This window comes from Streptomyces sp. NPDC060000, assembly GCF_042737375.1.
Classification (GTDB): Bacteria; Actinomycetota; Actinomycetes; order Streptomycetales; family Streptomycetaceae; genus Streptomyces.
This window is the reverse complement of the sequence record NZ_JBHWUU010000004.1, coordinates 1-15,487: the sequence shown is the minus strand read 5'-3', so window position 1 is coordinate 15,487 and position 15,487 is coordinate 1. Positions and strand designations below refer to the sequence as shown.

Sequence of the window (15,487 nt, the reverse complement as noted above, 5' to 3'; positions counted from 1 at the left end):
TTGAAGCCGGACCGGGAGGTCAGGTGGGCAGGCGATTGTTCTTGCGGATCTGCTTGTCGAACACGCCGGCGGGGACGAGGCGGCGCGCCTTGGTGACGCGTGAGGCCAGCGGGCCGGCGGTGTAGCGCAGTTTCGGCTTCTTGTCGGTGGCCGCGGTGACGATCACCTTGGCGACGACGGCGGGATCGTCGCCGTCCTTCATCGCGTCCGCGATCACCTCGTCGAAGATGCGCCGTCGCTCCGCGTACAGAGGCAGCGGGGTGTCGGGCTGCGCGGCGTTGGTGTCGAAGCTGGTCTTGGTATAGGCGGGCTGGACGAGGAGGACCCGGACGCCGTACTCGCGGACCTCGTGGTCCAGCGACTCGGAGTAGCCCTCGACGGCGTGTTTCGCGGCGACGTAGATGGCCATGAAGGGCTGGGGGGTGACCCCGAGGACCGACGAGATGTTGATGACGCGTCCGCCACCCTGGGTGCGCATGTGCGGTAGGACGGCCTTCGTCATGCGGATGACACCGAGGACGTTGATGTTCAGGACGTTCTGGGCCTGGCTGACGGAGTTCTCCTCGACGGCGCCCGCCGAGCCGATGCCCGCGTTGTTGACCAGGACGTCGATGCGCCCGAACCGGTCGATCACCTCTGCGACCGCGGCGGTGGCCGAGTCGTCACTGGCCACGTCGAGATCGAGGTACGTCACACCGGCGGGCGGGGTGAGTCCGGAGGTCTTGCGGCCGGTTCCGATCACCTCGAAACCCGCCGCGACGAAGGCGCGGGCCGTCTCCTTGCCGATCCCCGATGAGGCACCTGTCACGAGCGCCACTGGCCGAGTTGTCGCCATCACGAACTCCCTTCTTTGAATTATGTTCGTATGTCTTACGTTCGTACGAACATATGGGGATCGTTGGTCGATGGCAAGGGGTCACTTCCGGCGATCCGAGAAAAATCCGGGAAACATGGGGTGCGTTTACGGGAAAGAGCACGAGCGCGACGAGCAGTCGACCGAGACAGCCGGCCCTCGCATCACCCGGGACGGCAAGCGAACGGTTCGGGATCACAACGGGTGCCCCTGGGGGCACCAGGCACCACCGGGTACGACTGCGACGACCTGGACGTCGACGGGGTCGTCGGCATCTGACCGGGGAACAGCGCGTCCCAGAACTCCGCACGGGACTGCACAGTGGCCAGGGCGGCCATGTGGGCCTTGGATCCGGCCGTCGCACGGACCACGCCGTCAGGGAACCGTTCGGGCAGTTCGGGAGCGTTGAGCCAGTGATCGCCGTGGTCGTGGATGAATCTCCGTGATGTCCCGGCCGGTATCGTCCAACCGGGCGAGCACCTCGTGCGTGGTGTCCGTGGTGCAGGACGGGTCGACGAGGACGGCGTCATGAGACTCACTCGAAGCACGCGCCCAGTCCGGCCTTCACGCCTGCCACGCCGTCGGGGCCGTTCGGGTTGTGCTGGTGGTACTCGGGGGCCACGTAGGCGTCGATGGCTGCCAGCCCCTGCGGACCATGAGCTGGTCGACGAACCCGGTGACCAGCTCCTTGTGTTGTACGCGGTGAACCACCGCTGCTCCGGCGCCTCGGTCTGCGGCCGGCCGAGGGTGGAGAACATCTCATTGCCGTTGGCCGTGGTCGCCGGCACCTCGTGGAGGATGTCCCAGTCCTCGGCGATCTTCCCGTCCTGGAAGCGGAAGATACCGAAGACGGCCGGGACCTCCGGGCCCCACTGGAGTCGGCGGTCATGGGCGAGGGAGGCACTGTCGGACGGTTCCTGTCGGACGGTTCGCTCACAGTGCCGGGGGATGTGGTGCGTCAGACGCGCTGCCCGGCGTCCAGCAGGGCGAGGGCGTTGTCTATCCCCTGATCGAGGAGTTCAGTGGCGAGTTGGCTGTCGGTCAAGGCGCGGGAGAGCTGCAGTGTCCCGGCCATCAGGCCGAGGAGGCTGAGCGCCTTCACACGAGCGGAGGACGGGGCCTCGGGCGCCATGCGGGCGGCAATGCCGTCGACGAGGACCAGCACGCCGTCGGTGTACGCCTGCCTGGTTGTGTCGGTGCAGCGCCCGATCTCGTCGAGCAGAGCGGCGTTGGGGCAGCCGTCGCCAAGGCTGTCGCGGTGCAGGGGCGACAGGTACGCGCGCACAATCTGCTCGAGTCCGGCACGGCCAGGCGCGGCCCGCGCGACGACACTCTCGGCCTGCGCCTTCAACTGGTCGGCGATTGCCGTGGTGACGAGGTCGTCTTTGGATTCGAAATGAGCGTAGAAGGCTCCGTTGGTCAGCCCCGCGTCCTTCATGAGCGTCGAGACCCCGGAGCCGTCGATACCGTCTTGCTTGAACCGGCGGCCCGCCGTCTCGATGATCCGCCGCCTCGTCTCCGACTTGTGCTCTTTTCCGTACCGCACCACAGCGCACGCTCCTTCGCCGGTCGGAAGGACCGGCTGCCCTTCACCGACTTCACCAGTCTATGGTATTGTGAACGTAATCCAAAGATTCGACAGTAGCGACGGTCGGCCGCCTCGTCGCCAGTGCCCTCTGCGGCAAGGACGACGGACTAGCGTCGGGCTTTCATCAGTGAGGGCGGACACGGACCCACCATCTGAACTCGCTTGTGGGCGAGCCGTATGGTGCCGGCTGTCACCATACGGCTCGCCTGCCGGCCCACAGGCAAGCTCGCGCCCGTCGCCCAGGACGCCGTCGGCCCGCCCCCCGTCCGCCGGGATCCGGCGCGTAAGGGTCTGCGGAGCAGGTCACTGCGCCCTGCGCTTCTTGGGCCACTCCCCCGCTCACAACCGCCGCTGGTGTTCCACGCCTCGCCGACGTCATCACCGTCCGCACCATGGCCCTCGCCGACTCCGACCTCGTCGAGCGCGTACACACCAACGCCCCCTCAACGCCCCTGACCCCAACACCTTCTACGGCGCCGGCGAGGCCGGCTACACCGACCATCCCGACCACCCCGTCCACGTCGCCTGAGCAGAGCACCCGACGCCCGACGCCCGACGCCCGACGCCCGACGCCCGACGCCCGACGCCCGAGGGAAACGCCTCCCCCGGGCGCCCAGGCACGGATGCGACACACGCCAGCCTCCCAGCCGACGAGTCACCAAGGGGCAGCGGGCCGCCGCCGAGTGGAATATCGATGCACCCCTGTTGTCCCGGCTGCCCCCACAGACCGAGGGCCCTGCCCGCGGAGTCACACCGGAGGGGCGGGCACCGGGAAGAGCATGCAGCTACTGGTGGCGTGGGCGAGGAGACGGTCCTTCGCGTCGACCAACTGGGCCTGAGCGAGGGCGGTTTGGCGACCTTTGCTGACGACCGTTCCGATGGCGCGCACCGGGCCCGTGTCCACGGTGACCCGCCGCAGGAACTTCACCGTCAGGTCGAGCGAGGTGTACCCCATGCCCTGCGGGAGGGTGGACTGGACGGCGCAGCCCGCCGCCGAGTCGAGCAGGGTGGCGAAGATACCGCCGTGCACGCTGCCGATCGGGTTGTAGTGCTCCTCGCCCGGCGTCAGCGAGAAGACCGCCCTGCCGGGCTCCACCTCGTCCAGGGCGAAGTCGACGGTGTGGCTGATCGGCGCCCTCGGCAGCCGCCCCGCTTGCACCTCGCGCAGGAAGTCGATGCCGGCCATGCGCCCGGCGGCCTCCGCCGAGATCGCGGGATCTTCCCAGTGATACGTACGCGTTCGCCCCACGGTCCAGCGCCCTTCCCTCTGACTGTCAGCTGACTTTTTCAAGTGAAGCTAGACTTCTGTTCACCTGACTGTCAATGGCGAAGGCAGACCCTTACGATGACGGGATGGAGTGGCTTGAGGCGAGCACGGAGAACTGCCCCGTCCAGCGCACGCTCGACGTGATCGGGGAGAAATGGACGCTGCTGATCCTGCGTGACGCCGTCAACGGAGTCCGCCGCTTCGACGACTTCCACCGCCACATCGGCCTGTCGGAGGCCGTCCTCAGCGACCGCCTGCGCAAGCTGACCTCGGCCGGCATCCTGAAGACCGTCCCCTATCAGGAGCCCGGCACCCGCTCCCGCAACGAATACCGCCTGACCCGCAAGGGCTGGGACCTTTGGCCCGTCCTGATGGCACTGAGCCAGTGGGGCGAGGCATACACCCTCGGCTCCGAGGGTCCTCTACTGGACGTCCGCCACACCGCGTGCGACGCCCCGGTCCGCGTCGTCGTCGAGTGCACCACTGAACACTCCACCCTCACCCCCCGTGACGTCACCGCCCGGCTGGGAACAGGCGCCCGCCTCCGGTCGTGAGCCATCGACCTCGCGGTCGCGGGCCAGACAGAGGTGAGACATCAGCCGAGTGATCCGGTTCGGCAGCACCCGACGGATGGGACGGGTCAAATGGTCGGGCATGGAGGTCATGGTGGTTGTCCTTCGGCGGGGACGGGTGCCTTGGCATGGCACACCGATGTCGCCCCAAGGAGGCTCTGGTAGCCGAAGCGGCTCAAGCGGCTTTCGGGGACCTTGACCTACTCCTGGCGGAGTTCGACACGGCCCACGGCGATCACGACACCGCACGCGGTACCCTCGTCGACTTCTACCTGTCGGCCGAGCACCGTGACCAGCCCGGCACCGGTTGTCCCACCGCGGGATTCGCAGGGGACATGGCTCGCCAGCCCACAGCCGGGGAGGTGCGGGAAACGTACGCAGCCGGTGTAGCGGAATTCGCCGCGTGGCTGTCCACCGACGCCGACGACGGCCTTCCCAAGGTGGCCACTCTGGTCGGCGCAATCCTGCTTGCCCGGGCCACGGCGGGCACGGAACTGTCGGAGAAGATCCTGGAGTCGACGCACAAAGCCCTGACCGCACCACACGGGCCTTGACCCGGATTCAAGGAGGCGGGCATACGATCGGCGCCCAACGGCGCATAGTTGAGCGGTAGTTGGGTCCATTGGGCCCGTTGGGCCCGTCAACGGGACGGGTCTCCATGCGTCGGCAAGGACGCACTTCCAGTAACCATCTCGTGGAGCCCCGCCGCTACCGCCGCCCGGCGTCGGGCCGGTCGACGACTGCGCGAGAGGGTCGACGACTGCGCGAGAGGGTCGACGACTGCGCGAGAGGGTCGACCGAGCCGTACTCACGGCCGCCGACGACCGGCTACCCGCGTCCAGCGACGTCACAACGTCAACCGAGCAGCAGCCGAGGCCTCCGACCCACCCTGCACATAGCCATCACGGACGGACGCGCGGAGCCTGCCGGCACACGAGCATCACCACCGCTCCCGCAAGCCGCGCCGGCACTGATCACCCAGGACGCCGCCGATCTGCTCCTGCCCGCCGAGATCCGGCTCGTTTGCGTCTGCGGCGCGGACATGTGCGCCCTGGGTGATCCCAGTCCAGCTGAGTTTACTTTTCTATACCCAGTCGGTAGCGTCATGACCAGCACATCAACCCGGCCGCAGGCGAGAAACGGGCGCGCGGGGGGACCTGCGCGAAGAATCACACGGGACCACCGGAACACCCACACAGAAAGGCGGCCGGCATGAAGGCATTCGTCGTCGAGAAGTACGGCAAGGACGGCGCGCGCGCCGGAGAGGTACCCGAGCCCAGAGTCGGGGACCGCGACATCCTGGTCAGAGTGAGCGCCGCCAGCATCAACCCGCTGGACAAAATGGTCCGAAATGGGGAGTTCAAGCAGCTCCTGAAGTACAAGCTTCCCTTCGTGCTCGGCCACGACGTAGCCGGCGTCGTGACGCGGGTCGGCTCCGCCGTACACGGCCTCGAAGTCGGCGACGAGGTCTACGCCCGTCCGCGCGACCTGCGGATCGGAGCCTTCGCGGAGTTCATCGCGATCGACATGGACGACGTCGCGCCCAAGCCGGCCTCACTCACCCTCCAAGAGGCAGCCGCAGTGCCACTGGTGGCCCTGGCCGCCTGGCAGGTTCTCGTCGACCGTGCCCACGTGAAGCCGGGTCAGAAGGTGCTCATCCACGCCGGTGCCGGCGGCCTCGGCTCGACAGTCATCCAGCTCGCCAAGCACCTCGGCGCCACCGTGGCGACGACCACGAACACCGACACCGAGAAGCTGGTCAGGAGCCTCGGCGCCGACGTCGTCGTCGACTACACCAAGGAAGACTTCTCGACTGTACTGTCCGGCTACGACCTGGTGCTGGACTCTGTGGGCGGAGCCAACCTCGAGAAATCACTGACCGTGCTGAAGCCCGGCGGCCTGGCCATCAGTGTCGTCGGCCCGCCGGACGCCGGGTTCGCCAAGCAACTCGGCGCCCCATCCTTCATGGGCCTGGTCATGAACACGCTCAGTCGCAAGATCCGTAAGCAGGCGAAGGCGCTGGGCGTGCGCTACCAGTTCTTCTTCATGCAGGCCAACGGCTCCCAGTTGCGCAAACTCGGCGCCCTCTACGACAGCGGGAAGCTCCGCCCGGTCATCGACAGCACCTTCCCGTTCGACCAGACGCTCGAGGCGATGGCGCACGTCGAGCAGGGCCGCACCAAGGCCGGCAAGGTCGTGGTCTCGATGGTGCCCGACAACGTCTGAGACCGTGCCGACCACAGACCCTCCGTCCGGCACGGTCACCGGAGGTGCGACGACGCCGTCGGCGATCCGATGGCGACTACGCTCGCGCAGAGCCGCCGCTGTAGGCGTCGTCTCCGTGCCATTTCGCACGCCATGGCTTTCGACACAGCGCACACACGGCTCTACGCCGCCCCGAGCCGTGGTCAAGTCCTCGCACCCGTTGCGTGTCAGAAGTGTGATCACGGCGGACGGACCGCCACGCATGCGTGGGCAGACATGCTCAGGACGGCAGCATCCGTCCGCCGAGCGACGCACGTTGCCAGTCGGGAGTGCGGTCCTTGTCGACCAGGGCCGCCCGGACGCCCTCCAGGAAGTCCGGCGTGCGGATGGTCGTGCGCGTGAGGGCCAGTTCGTGGCCGAGGCACTCGCGCAACGTGTGCTGCCTGCCGCGGGCCAGCAGGGCGTGAGTGATCTCCAGGCTCTGCGGCGAGGCGGACTCCAGGGCGACCAGCACCTCTGCCGCCCAGGGGGTGTCGAGGTGGCGCAGGCGTTTCTCGATCTCGCCGAGGGTGGGCGCGCAGAACGCCCAGTCCACTTCCCCGCGTACCGCCGCCAGTCCGCTCTCCGCCACCGCGGAACGGCCGGCGAGGCGGTTCAGGACGACGTCCACCGGGTCGCCGGGCTTGTCGGCCAGGGCATCGCCGAGCGCGTCGAGCCCGTCCGCGGGGACGAAGTGCGTGGCCAGACCCGTGTACAGGGCGTCGGCCGCGTGCGGGCAGAGTAGCCGAACTCGGTCAGATGCGTGATGCAGCTGTGGCACAGACAGTGCAGGTCGAGGTCCTCGTCGCGGCCGGCGTCCTGGCGTGCCGTCACGAACGCCTCGTTGATCGAGCGGGGAGACATCCGGCCGGCCCGCTCTGTCACCCACAAGGCCGGATGCCGGTCCGGCGAGAGCCGCGGGCGAATCTCGTACACCCACTCGTCGAGGACGTCGACTACCAGTCCATCTCGGGGACCAGAAGCACGGTCCGTCGCTTCGGCGGTGTGCCCTTGGAGGACTTGCCGTACCCGACGGTCATGCTGCCGACTTGCCCGAACTGCGGCGCCTTCCTGTGCCGTCGCAGATCCACCAGGTCGACCTTCGAGGACTCGGTCCGCCGGGTGCCGTAGGCGTAGACGGTCTTGAGTGCGGCAGCATCGCGCAGTGCGGTGAGTGTGCCCTTCCGGCCCTGCCCGTGAATGCGTCGAGGTCGGGCATCGGCGGCGTCGAACAGCGTCTGGACCTCGTCGTAGGTCAGAGGCCGACGCCGGGGATCGCCCTCGTACTCCACCGAGTGCAGGACGGAGTTGCCTTCGTGGAAGACCACCTGCGGTGACCGGCCGAACCGTTCCTGGCACGTCTCAACCCACCCGTACCGGCGGTCCAGCAAGTACTCAACGAACAGCTCGATCACCACCTCGTACGACCGAGCCGTAGACAACTGGATCGGCTTGGACCCGCTGCGAAGGTGGACGATGAACGCCTCGCCATCGGCGGGAGTCCACTGCCACGGGTACAACCCCGTGAACTCCTCGAACCGTTGAAGTTGAACCGGGTGCTTCAGCGACCATGCCCGTCGTTGCATCAAGCGCATCATTGTTGCGTCCATGCCAAGCGGTGCTGGTCAACTACGCAAGGAAGCCACGCCCGCTCGGGCGAAGGGGGCGCCTGCGGGGGCGTGGCTCGAGGGTCGGAATGCCGACCGTTTCCGACCCGTCAAACCAGGTCACGGTCATACTCACTGGCCAGGCCCACTGACTGTGGACGGCGGCCCGCGGCACTCAGTTCGGGTCGGCGTTCCCGGTCACCACGTCGACGGCGTGGCGACGGTGCGCGGCGAAGAGATGGAGCGCGGTTTCGGTGTCGCGGGAGCGCAGCGCGGTGACGAGCTCGTGGTGCTCCCGCGGGATGCAGCCGAGGTATCCCGCGGTGCTGACGTTGATCCGGGTCAGCAGGAACAGGTGGACCTGGCACCGTATGCCGTCCCACGCGTCGGCGAGGCGGTGGTGGCAGGCGGCGGCGAAGACCGCGTCGTGGAAGGCGATGTCCAGTCGGACCATCTCGTGGGCGTCCGTGACGCGCTCCATGACCTCGGCTGCCTTGGCGAGGGACGCGAGATCCTCGTCCGAGGCGCGCGTGATCACCTGGCGGACGGCCAGGTCTTCCAGTGCACCACGCAGGCTGTCGAGCTCCGTTACATCGTCGGGAGACAGTGTCGTCACCGTCGTCCCGCGATGCCACGCGCAGTGGACCAGGCCCTCGCGCTCCAGTACGCGCAGTGCTTCACGCACCGGGCCGCGACTGACGTCCATCACCGCGGACAGTTCCACCTCGCGCAGCTGGGCACCGGGGGGGTAGGCCCCGCTGAAGATCGCTTCCCGGATCCGGTCTGCGACCTCGTCCGACAGTCCGCGACGGCGAGCCGGGGACACCTTGCCCTGATCACTCATGTCTGACTTGCACCTCCTCAAGCTACGTCCTAATGTTAACATTCGTTTGTTGTCGCAATGTCAACATTAGGACAGCATCGAAGGACGCTCTGGACCCGCTCCCACGAAAAGGCAGTGCCGTGACTGTTTTCGACTCCCCGATCCCCCGGTTCCACCTGGCCATGCCGGTCGACGACCTGGCCGCCGCGCGCCGCTTCTACGGCGACGTCCTGGGCCTGGAGCAGGGCCGCAGCGCGGACACCTGGGTGGACTGGAATCTGCACGGCCACCAGTTCGTCACACATCTGGCACCGGAGCGCGCGCAGCGCATACACAACCCGGTCGACGGTCACGACGTCCCGGTGCCGCACTTCGGGCTGATCCTGACGATTCCGGCCTTCCAGCAGCTTGCCGAGCGGTTGCGCGCGGCGGGCACCGGGTTCGTCATCGAGCCATACGTGCGCTTCGCGGGCCAGAAGGGCGAGCAGTGGACGATGTTCCTCCTCGACCCGGCCGGCAACGCGCTGGAGTTCAAGGCATTCGCCGACGACTCCCAGGTGTTCGCCGCCTGACCGGCGGACACCGCGCCCCTCCCTCTCACCACTCGAAAGACGGGACGAGTTCATGAAGGTGTTCCAGATCGGCGCCGCCGGAGGAGTCGGCCGCCGCCTCACCCAACTCCTCACCGCCCGCGGGGACTCGGTGACCGGCATGCATCGCGGGCCCGCGCAGGGCGAATCCGTGCGGGAGGCCGGTGGGAATCCGGTGATCGGTGATCTCATCACCGACTCGGTCGACGACCTCGCGCAGAAGATGCGGGGCCATGACGCGGTGGTCTTCTCGGCCGGTGCACACGGTACCGGAATGGACAAGACGACCCTCATCGACGGCAAGGGCCTCCAGAAGGCCGCCGACGCGGCCACGCTCGCCGGCGTGTCGCGGTTCGTCCTCGTCTCGGTGTTCCCCGACGCGCTGCGCGGCGGCGAGGGCGGCGAGGGCTTCGAGCACTACGTCAAGGTCAAGAAGACCGCCGACGTGTACCTGACGCGCACGGATCTCGACTGGCTGATCGTCCGTCCCGGAACCCTTCTGGACACCCCCGGCAGCGGCCGGGTCACGGCGGGCCCCGCCATCGAGTACGGCGACGTGCACCGCGACGACGTCGCCGCGTTCATCGCCGCCGCCCTCCACGAGCCCGCCCTGAACCGCGTGATCGTCGAGCTCACCTCCGGCGACACCCCCGTCGCCGACGCCGCAGCACAGCTCGCGACCGCGTGACCTCCCACCTCACGCAACAACCGCACCACCAGCAAGGAGTAGCACCATGACCGTCATCGATTCCTACAGCCACGACGTCTTGGGTGAGAAGGAGTTCGGTTTCGCCCAGGCCATCAAGGTCGGCGACACGATCTACGTCTCCGGGCAGCTCTCCCACGACGACGAGGGCAACTTCCTCCACGCGGACGACTTCGACGCTCAGCTCCAGCAGGCCTACGCCAACTTCGAGAAGGTGCTCGCCCACTACGGCGCCACCCGCAACCAGGTCGTCTCGGAGACCCAGTTCATCGTGGACCTGCCGAAGTACAACATGGCGATGGCCGCGGCGAACCTGGCCTATTTCGGTGACCACCGCCCCACCAGCTCCACCATCGGCGTCGCCTCGCTGTTCTTCCCCGGTCAGCTCATCGAGGTCAACTTCGTCCTCGACACCCGCCTGCCGACCTGATCATGGATGCCGTCATAGCCGGTTGGCGAGGCAAGATCGCCCTCATCCTGGAAGCGGCTCTTGACGAAGCGCGGTGACTCGGTCGCGGGCCTCATCCGGAACACGTCGCAGGCTGCGGGTCTGGCCGAGGACGGGACGAAGGTCATCGTCGTGGACCTGGAGAAGGCCACGGGCGACGAGATCCCACGGCACCCGACGGGCAGCCGCTGCGGTGGTGTTCGCCGCAGAGACCGGGCTGGGCAGTACGGCGGCCCGCAAGGGCCGTTGAGGACAACACCCTCGACCCGATCTTCCGCGCCTACCTGTGAGCCGAGATCGCTGCCGAGAACGCCCTCCGCGCACGGACCGCGTTCCGGACGGCCATCCTGCGCCCCGGCCTGCTCAGCGACGAGCCCGGCACCGGCCGGGTGACGCCGGCCGAGCGGAACGCCGCCGGTTCCATCTCACGCCCGGGCATCGCGGCCGCGCTGCTCGCCCTGCTCGACGAACCGCGCCTTGGCCGCCGGACCGTCGAAGTCATCGGTGCCGACATCCCGATCGCGGATGCCGCGGCCTCCCTTGCCGCCCGCTGAACGCTTCCCACCACTCTCCCTTAAAACGTCGGCCTTCCTACGGCCTGCCAATCCCCCACCCGAAAGAGAATCACCGTGAGCGTGCTGTTCACCCCCCTCACCCTTCGATCCCTTGAGATACCCAACCGGGTCTGGATGTCCCCGATGTGCATGTACTCCGCCGCCACAGAGGGTTCGGAGACCGGTGTGCCGACCGACTTCCACCTCGCCCACCTGGCCTCCCGTGCTGCGGGCGGCGCGGGCCTGGTCATGGCCGAGGCCACCGGTGTCCGGCCCGACGGGCGCATCAGCCCCTGGGACCTGGGCCTGTGGAACGACCGCCAGCAGGAGGCGTTCACCCGCATCACCCAGGCCATCAAGGCGCACGGTGCAGTCCCGGCCGTCCAGCTCGCCCATGCCGGCCGCAAGGCTTCCGTGGACAAACCCTGGCTGTCCGACCGGTACGTGCCCGAGACCGAGGGCGGCTGGCAGCCCGTCGCTCCCAGCGCGATCGCGTACGACGGACTGGCTGTCCCGCACGAGCTGACCGTGGAGGAGATCCAGCAGCTCGTACGCGACTTCGCCGACTCCGCGCGGCGCGCGCTGGCCGCCGGCTTCCAGGTCGCCGAGGTGCACGGCGCCCACGGCTACCTGATCAACTCCTTCCTCTCCCCCGCGTCCAACCACCGCACCGATGCCTACGGCGGCAGCTTCGAGAACCGGATCCGCTTCGCCCTGGAGGTCGTCGACGCCGTCCGGACGGTGTGGCCCGAGGATTTGCCGGTCTTCTTCCGCACCTCGGCCACCGACTGGCTGACCGAGAATCCCGAGGACGAGCGTGAGGGCTGGACCGGTGAAGACACCGTCCGCCTCGCCAAGGAACTCCAGGCCCGCGGCGTCGACCTGCTCGACGTGTCCACCGGCGGCATGGTCCGCGATGCCAAGATCGTCACCGGACCGAACTACCAGGTGCCGTTCGCCACCCGGGCCCGCCAGGCCACCGGCATCCCCACGGCGGCCGTCGGCATCATCACCGAGCCGCGGCAGGCGGAGGAGATCCTCACCAGCGGGCAGGCCGACGCGGTCTTCCTCGGCCGCGAACTGCTCCGCAACCCCTACTGGGCCCAGCACGCCGCACTCGAACTCGACGCCGAGCCCCGCTGGCCCGACCAGTACGCCTACGTCGTCAAGCGCCGCAAGCGCTGACCTCCCCACCCCCTACAGTCTCTGCCGCCCTGTTAAGGCGCACTGATGCGTGCGCACATATGCCGACCCGGTCCGCCGGCCGGACATCGACGACCAGGCCCGAGCCGTCCTCCAGCCGTGCGAAGCAGTCCGGCGTATGCGAGATCCGGCGCGTCGCCCCCTGCCATGTCACCCGGAACGGCTGCGAGGCCAGCCCCACCAGCGACCCCTCGTTGCCGCCCAGTACCAACCCGTGAAGTGCCGCTGCCCGCGGTACGACGTGAACCGCCGTACCGGGAGCACCGACTCGAACGGAACCCGGGACACCGCCTCCAGTACGGACTTCCGCAGCCCGCCACCCTCACCGTCAGCCCACTCGACATCGACCAGACCCAGATCCATCGCCACCCCCGGCTCCGCGTACCTGCCGAAAACGACCGTGACAGGTACAGCGAGAACCGGACCAGCAAAATGAGATCAAACCCTACGTACGGGTAAACACCGTCGCTTACCGCACGACGCAGCGAGAACCCGACAGCGCAAACGAGAAGCGGTGAGAATCCGACAACCTCAGTGCGACAGGACACCAGGCACGAGGCCTGGTCTGCTGCCGGGCATCTCGGGTGCCAACTATCCCCGGCATGTGACAAACCAGCGTCGGTGGTCACACAGGCTAACGCCGTACCCGGGGCATCCCCAGGCCTATCCACGAGATGATCTCCCGCTGGATCTCGTTGTTCCCGCCGCCGAAGGTGAAGATCACGGCGGAGCGGTAGCCGCGTTCGAGTTCGCCGTGCAGTACGGCTCCCGCCGAGCCCTCCTGGAGTGCGCCGGGGGCGGCGACGACCTCCATCAGCCAGGCGTATGCGTCCCGGCGGGCCTCGGAGCCGTAGACCTTGACGGCGGAGGCGTCCTGCGGGGTGAGGGTGCCGTTCTGGAGGGCGCCCACCATCTGCCAGTTGAGGAGTTTGAGCGCGTCGAGCCTGACGTGCGTCCGGGCGAGCAGGCGGCGCACCCAGGGCAGGTCGACGACGCGGCGGCCGTCGGCGAGCTTGGTCTCCGTGGCCCAGCGCTGCACGTCGTGCAGGGCGCGGATCGCCATCGTGCCGTGCGCGGCGAGGGTCACGCGCTCGTGGTTGAGCTGGTTGGTGATCAGCCGCCAGCCCTGGTTCTCGGCGCCGACGCGCCGCGAGACGGGGACGCGTACGTTCTCGTAGTAGCTGGCGGTGGTGTCGTGGGAGGCGAGGGTGCGGATGACCGTGCAGGAGTATCCCGGGTCGTCGGTCGGCACGAGGAGCATGGTGATGCCCTTGTGCGGCGGGGCCCCGGGGTCGGTGCGCACGGCGAGCCACACCCAGTCGGCGGTGTCGCCGTTGGTCGTCCAGATCTTCTGTCCGTCGACGACGTAGGTGTCGCCGTCCCGTACCGCGCGCGTCCTGAGGGCGGCGAGGTCGGTGCCCGCGTCGGGTTCGCTGTAGCCGATGGCGAAGTCGATCTCCCCGGCGAGGATCTTCGGCAGGAAGTACGCCTTCTGCTCGTCGGTGCCGTACCGCATGATCGTCGGCCCTACGGTGTTCAGCGCCATCAGGGGCAGTGGCACGCCGGCCTGGGCGGCCTCGTCGAAGAAGACGAACTGCTCGGTCGGGGTGAGGCCGCGGCCGCCGTACTCCTTGGGCCAGCCGACGCCGAGCCAGCCGTCGGCTCCGAGCCGGCGGATCGCCTTGCGGTAGAAGCGCTTCGCGGCGACCGGGTCGATGTGCCGGGCGTAGGCATTGTGCGGCACCAACTCGGCGAAGTAGGCACGCAGTTCGGTGCGCAGCCGCAGCTGCTCGGGCGTGTGGTCGAGGTGCACGGCGCCTCCTGGCTCCCCAAGGCCGGTCCTGACGGCGCACACGGTAGAACGTGTTCCAGTAATTGGGAATGCCGGAGGCCCTATCGGCTGGACGGCGAGCAGGGCGAGCGGCGCTGGACGGAGAGCCCCGGCTGTCCGAGCGTCTCGGGTCGGCCACCTCAGGCCGGCGTCCTGTCCGACCGTCCCAGGTCGGCCACCTCAGGCCAGCGTCGCCATGAATTCCGTGCAGGCCTCGGCACAGGCACGGCAGGCGGCCGCGCTCCTCTCGGCTCCGGGGTGCTTGTCGAAGACGTGGGCGCACTCCAGGCATACGGTCCGGCACCACTCGAGCTGGGCGCGGATGCCGGCCTCGTCCAGGCGGTTGTCCTCGGACAGCACACGACAGGTCGCGTCACACACCTCCGCGCACATGATGCCCTTGCGGCGCAGCAGTTCCTGCTGCGCGGTCCCGCCCGGTTCCACGAGTCCGGCGCGCAGCGCACACTCTCGCGCACACTCCGTGCACGCCTGGGCGCATGCGAAACGGTCCTCCAGGAACCGGAAGAGCTCCTGCTGCGATGTCTGATACGTCTGATGCCCCTGATACGCCTGATGCCCCTGATACGTCTGAGATGTCGCCGAAGTCATATCCGACGGGTAGCCGGGCATGGCGGCACGAAACCCGTCGAGCCGCGCCAGGCGTATCACCGGTCGCCCCGCGCGAGAAGCCGCCGACGGAGAGTCACGGACCATGCAGGGCCGATTCGTGACCCATTGGTGGGGTATTGAGGTGATATGAGTAGCCCAAGCATGGAGTTGGCCGCCGCGAGCGGTCTGCTCAGTCTCGGAATGTTCGCGGTCGGGATGGCCCTCGTGGCCGTGCTGGGCGGCAGCTTCTGGCTGGGCACGCGGGTGAAGTCGCGCGAGCCGGCCCGGCCGCGCCCCGAAGAGCAGCCGCACCTGCCGCCGGGCGGCGCGGTGCACGAGATACGGGAGAACCGGGAACCCGACGAGGTGCCCCGAATGCCGGAGGGCGGCCGTCCCCTCACACCGTACGAACTGACCAACATGCAGACCCGGTCCAGTGCGGACAAGAAACGGCGGCGCTGGAGCCCCGGCAGCAGCGGTTCCTTCGGCGGAGGCGGCCTGGGTTCTCATTGACCCGGACCAGCGGGCAGGCCGAGGGCGACCGGATCCGGTCGGCGGCGCGCCACACGGGAGGAGCCGAGCGGGGCGAGCC

Annotated in this window: 18 protein-coding genes; 10 read left to right on the top strand and 8 right to left on the bottom strand. The window is 68.3% G+C overall.

All coding sequences use genetic code 11. The features are described 5' to 3' along the window. Positions 1-19 precede the first annotated feature (19 nt). Together ACFWBB_RS03770 and ACFWBB_RS03765 are read right to left on the bottom strand one after the other, a co-directional pair. Entirely contained in the window at positions 20-835 is an 816-nt protein-coding gene (locus ACFWBB_RS03770; protein WP_385266495.1) for an oxidoreductase, read from the bottom strand. Positions 836-1,811: 976 nt separating this feature from the next. Then, entirely contained in the window at positions 1,812-2,402 is a 591-nt protein-coding gene (locus ACFWBB_RS03765) for a TetR/AcrR family transcriptional regulator (RefSeq protein ID WP_385266493.1), read from the bottom strand. Between ACFWBB_RS03765 and ACFWBB_RS03760 the strand changes: the two genes are divergently transcribed. Further along, complete coding sequence (locus ACFWBB_RS03760) at positions 2,290-2,970, top strand: CGNR zinc finger domain-containing protein (RefSeq protein WP_385266490.1); 681 nt, start codon at positions 2,290-2,292, stop codon at positions 2,968-2,970. The genes ACFWBB_RS03765 and ACFWBB_RS03760 overlap by 113 nt on opposite strands. 219 nt (positions 2,971-3,189) lie before the next feature. Here the strand turns inward: ACFWBB_RS03760 and ACFWBB_RS03755 are convergent, their stop codons facing one another. After that, entirely contained in the window at positions 3,190-3,690 is a 501-nt protein-coding gene (locus ACFWBB_RS03755; RefSeq protein WP_385266487.1) for a PaaI family thioesterase, read from the bottom strand. A gap of 104 nt (positions 3,691-3,794) precedes the next feature. Here ACFWBB_RS03755 and ACFWBB_RS03750 point away from each other — a divergent pair, with 104 nt between their 5' ends. The 3 genes from ACFWBB_RS03750 to ACFWBB_RS03740 all read left to right on the top strand — a co-directional run bounded on the left by ACFWBB_RS03750 (position 3,795) and on the right by ACFWBB_RS03740 (position 6,506). After that, complete coding sequence (locus ACFWBB_RS03750; protein ID WP_385266485.1) at positions 3,795-4,262, top strand: winged helix-turn-helix transcriptional regulator; 468 nt, start codon at positions 3,795-3,797, stop codon at positions 4,260-4,262. 146 nt (positions 4,263-4,408) lie between these two features. Beyond that, the gene (locus ACFWBB_RS03745; protein ID WP_385266482.1) at positions 4,409-4,834 is read left to right on the top strand and encodes a TetR/AcrR family transcriptional regulator; all 426 of its coding nucleotides are present in this window, start codon (positions 4,409-4,411) and stop codon (positions 4,832-4,834) included. A gap of 658 nt (positions 4,835-5,492) precedes the next feature. Continuing rightward, positions 5,493-6,506: an NADP-dependent oxidoreductase gene (locus tag ACFWBB_RS03740; protein WP_385266479.1), complete on the top strand. Its 1,014-nt coding sequence runs from the start codon at positions 5,493-5,495 to the stop codon at positions 6,504-6,506. Positions 6,507-6,765: 259 nt separating this feature from the next. Here the strand turns inward: ACFWBB_RS03740 and ACFWBB_RS03735 are convergent, their stop codons facing one another. The 3 genes from ACFWBB_RS03735 to ACFWBB_RS03725 form a co-directional block, all read right to left on the bottom strand. Further along, positions 6,766-7,305 (bottom strand): enoyl-CoA hydratase/isomerase family protein, encoded by a 540-nt coding sequence (locus ACFWBB_RS03735; protein WP_385266476.1) that lies wholly within the window; start codon positions 7,303-7,305, stop codon positions 6,766-6,768. Between the two features lie 175 nt (positions 7,306-7,480). Then, positions 7,481-8,110 carry a hypothetical protein gene (locus tag ACFWBB_RS03730; protein ID WP_385266473.1) on the bottom strand — a complete coding sequence of 210 codons (630 nt, stop codon included), beginning with the start codon at positions 8,108-8,110 and terminating at the stop codon, positions 7,481-7,483. Positions 8,111-8,306: 196 nt separating this feature from the next. Then, positions 8,307-8,975 (bottom strand): GntR family transcriptional regulator, encoded by a 669-nt coding sequence (locus ACFWBB_RS03725; protein WP_385266470.1) that lies wholly within the window; start codon positions 8,973-8,975, stop codon positions 8,307-8,309. Between the two features lie 119 nt (positions 8,976-9,094). On the opposite strand from ACFWBB_RS03725, the gene ACFWBB_RS03720 reads away from it, so the two are divergent. From ACFWBB_RS03720 to ACFWBB_RS03700, 5 genes are all read left to right on the top strand, one after another. After that, positions 9,095-9,526 carry a VOC family protein gene (locus tag ACFWBB_RS03720; RefSeq protein ID WP_385266468.1) on the top strand — a complete coding sequence of 144 codons (432 nt, stop codon included), beginning with the start codon at positions 9,095-9,097 and terminating at the stop codon, positions 9,524-9,526. A 52-nt stretch (positions 9,527-9,578) separates the two neighbouring features. Further along, complete coding sequence (locus tag ACFWBB_RS03715; protein WP_385266465.1) at positions 9,579-10,232, top strand: SDR family oxidoreductase; 654 nt, start codon at positions 9,579-9,581, stop codon at positions 10,230-10,232. Between the two features lie 46 nt (positions 10,233-10,278). Then, entirely contained in the window at positions 10,279-10,680 is a 402-nt protein-coding gene (locus tag ACFWBB_RS03710; RefSeq protein WP_385266462.1) for a RidA family protein, read from the top strand. 314 nt (positions 10,681-10,994) lie between these two features. Next, positions 10,995-11,252, top strand: coding sequence for a hypothetical protein (locus ACFWBB_RS03705; RefSeq protein ID WP_385266799.1), 258 nt, complete (start codon positions 10,995-10,997; stop codon positions 11,250-11,252). A 75-nt stretch (positions 11,253-11,327) separates the two neighbouring features. Then, positions 11,328-12,437 (top strand): NADH:flavin oxidoreductase/NADH oxidase, encoded by a 1,110-nt coding sequence (locus tag ACFWBB_RS03700; RefSeq protein ID WP_385266459.1) that lies wholly within the window; start codon positions 11,328-11,330, stop codon positions 12,435-12,437. Positions 12,438-13,089: 652 nt separating this feature from the next. Here ACFWBB_RS03700 and ACFWBB_RS03695 read toward each other — a convergent pair. Together ACFWBB_RS03695 and ACFWBB_RS03690 are read right to left on the bottom strand one after the other, a co-directional pair. Beyond that, on the bottom strand, positions 13,090-14,268 hold the full coding sequence (locus tag ACFWBB_RS03695) for an acyl-CoA dehydrogenase family protein (RefSeq protein WP_385266457.1): 1,179 nt from the start codon (positions 14,266-14,268) through the stop codon (positions 13,090-13,092). A gap of 198 nt (positions 14,269-14,466) precedes the next feature. Next, the gene (locus tag ACFWBB_RS03690; protein WP_385266455.1) at positions 14,467-14,895 is read right to left on the bottom strand and encodes a four-helix bundle copper-binding protein; all 429 of its coding nucleotides are present in this window, start codon (positions 14,893-14,895) and stop codon (positions 14,467-14,469) included. Between the two features lie 147 nt (positions 14,896-15,042). Here ACFWBB_RS03690 and ACFWBB_RS03685 point away from each other — a divergent pair, with 147 nt between their 5' ends. Further along, a complete protein-coding gene (locus ACFWBB_RS03685; RefSeq protein ID WP_385266453.1) occupies positions 15,043-15,408 on the top strand; it encodes a DUF6479 family protein in 366 nt (121 codons plus the stop codon). The last annotated feature ends 79 nt before the right edge of the window (positions 15,409-15,487 follow it).

Bases quoted from the DNA above. Each gene is read 5' to 3' on its own strand.
- ACFWBB_RS03750 (WP_385266485.1), top strand. From the start codon at position 3,795: ATGGAGTGGCTTGAGGCGAGCACGGAGAACTGCCCCGTCCAGCGCACG.
- ACFWBB_RS03740 (WP_385266479.1), top strand. From the start codon at position 5,493: ATGAAGGCATTCGTCGTCGAGAAGTACGGCAAGGACGGCGCGCGCGCC.
- ACFWBB_RS03690 (WP_385266455.1), bottom strand. From the start codon at position 14,895: ATGACTTCGGCGACATCTCAGACGTATCAGGGGCATCAGGCGTATCAG.
- ACFWBB_RS03715 (WP_385266465.1), top strand. From the start codon at position 9,579: ATGAAGGTGTTCCAGATCGGCGCCGCCGGAGGAGTCGGCCGCCGCCTC.
- ACFWBB_RS03760 (WP_385266490.1), top strand. From the start codon at position 2,290: ATGAGCGTCGAGACCCCGGAGCCGTCGATACCGTCTTGCTTGAACCGG.
- ACFWBB_RS03685 (WP_385266453.1), top strand. From the start codon at position 15,043: ATGAGTAGCCCAAGCATGGAGTTGGCCGCCGCGAGCGGTCTGCTCAGT.
- ACFWBB_RS03710 (WP_385266462.1), top strand. From the start codon at position 10,279: ATGACCGTCATCGATTCCTACAGCCACGACGTCTTGGGTGAGAAGGAG.
- ACFWBB_RS03730 (WP_385266473.1), bottom strand. From the start codon at position 8,110: ATGCAACGACGGGCATGGTCGCTGAAGCACCCGGTTCAACTTCAACGG.
- ACFWBB_RS03725 (WP_385266470.1), bottom strand. From the start codon at position 8,975: ATGAGTGATCAGGGCAAGGTGTCCCCGGCTCGCCGTCGCGGACTGTCG.
- ACFWBB_RS03770 (WP_385266495.1), bottom strand. From the start codon at position 835: ATGGCGACAACTCGGCCAGTGGCGCTCGTGACAGGTGCCTCATCGGGG.
- ACFWBB_RS03745 (WP_385266482.1), top strand. From the start codon at position 4,409: ATGGCACACCGATGTCGCCCCAAGGAGGCTCTGGTAGCCGAAGCGGCT.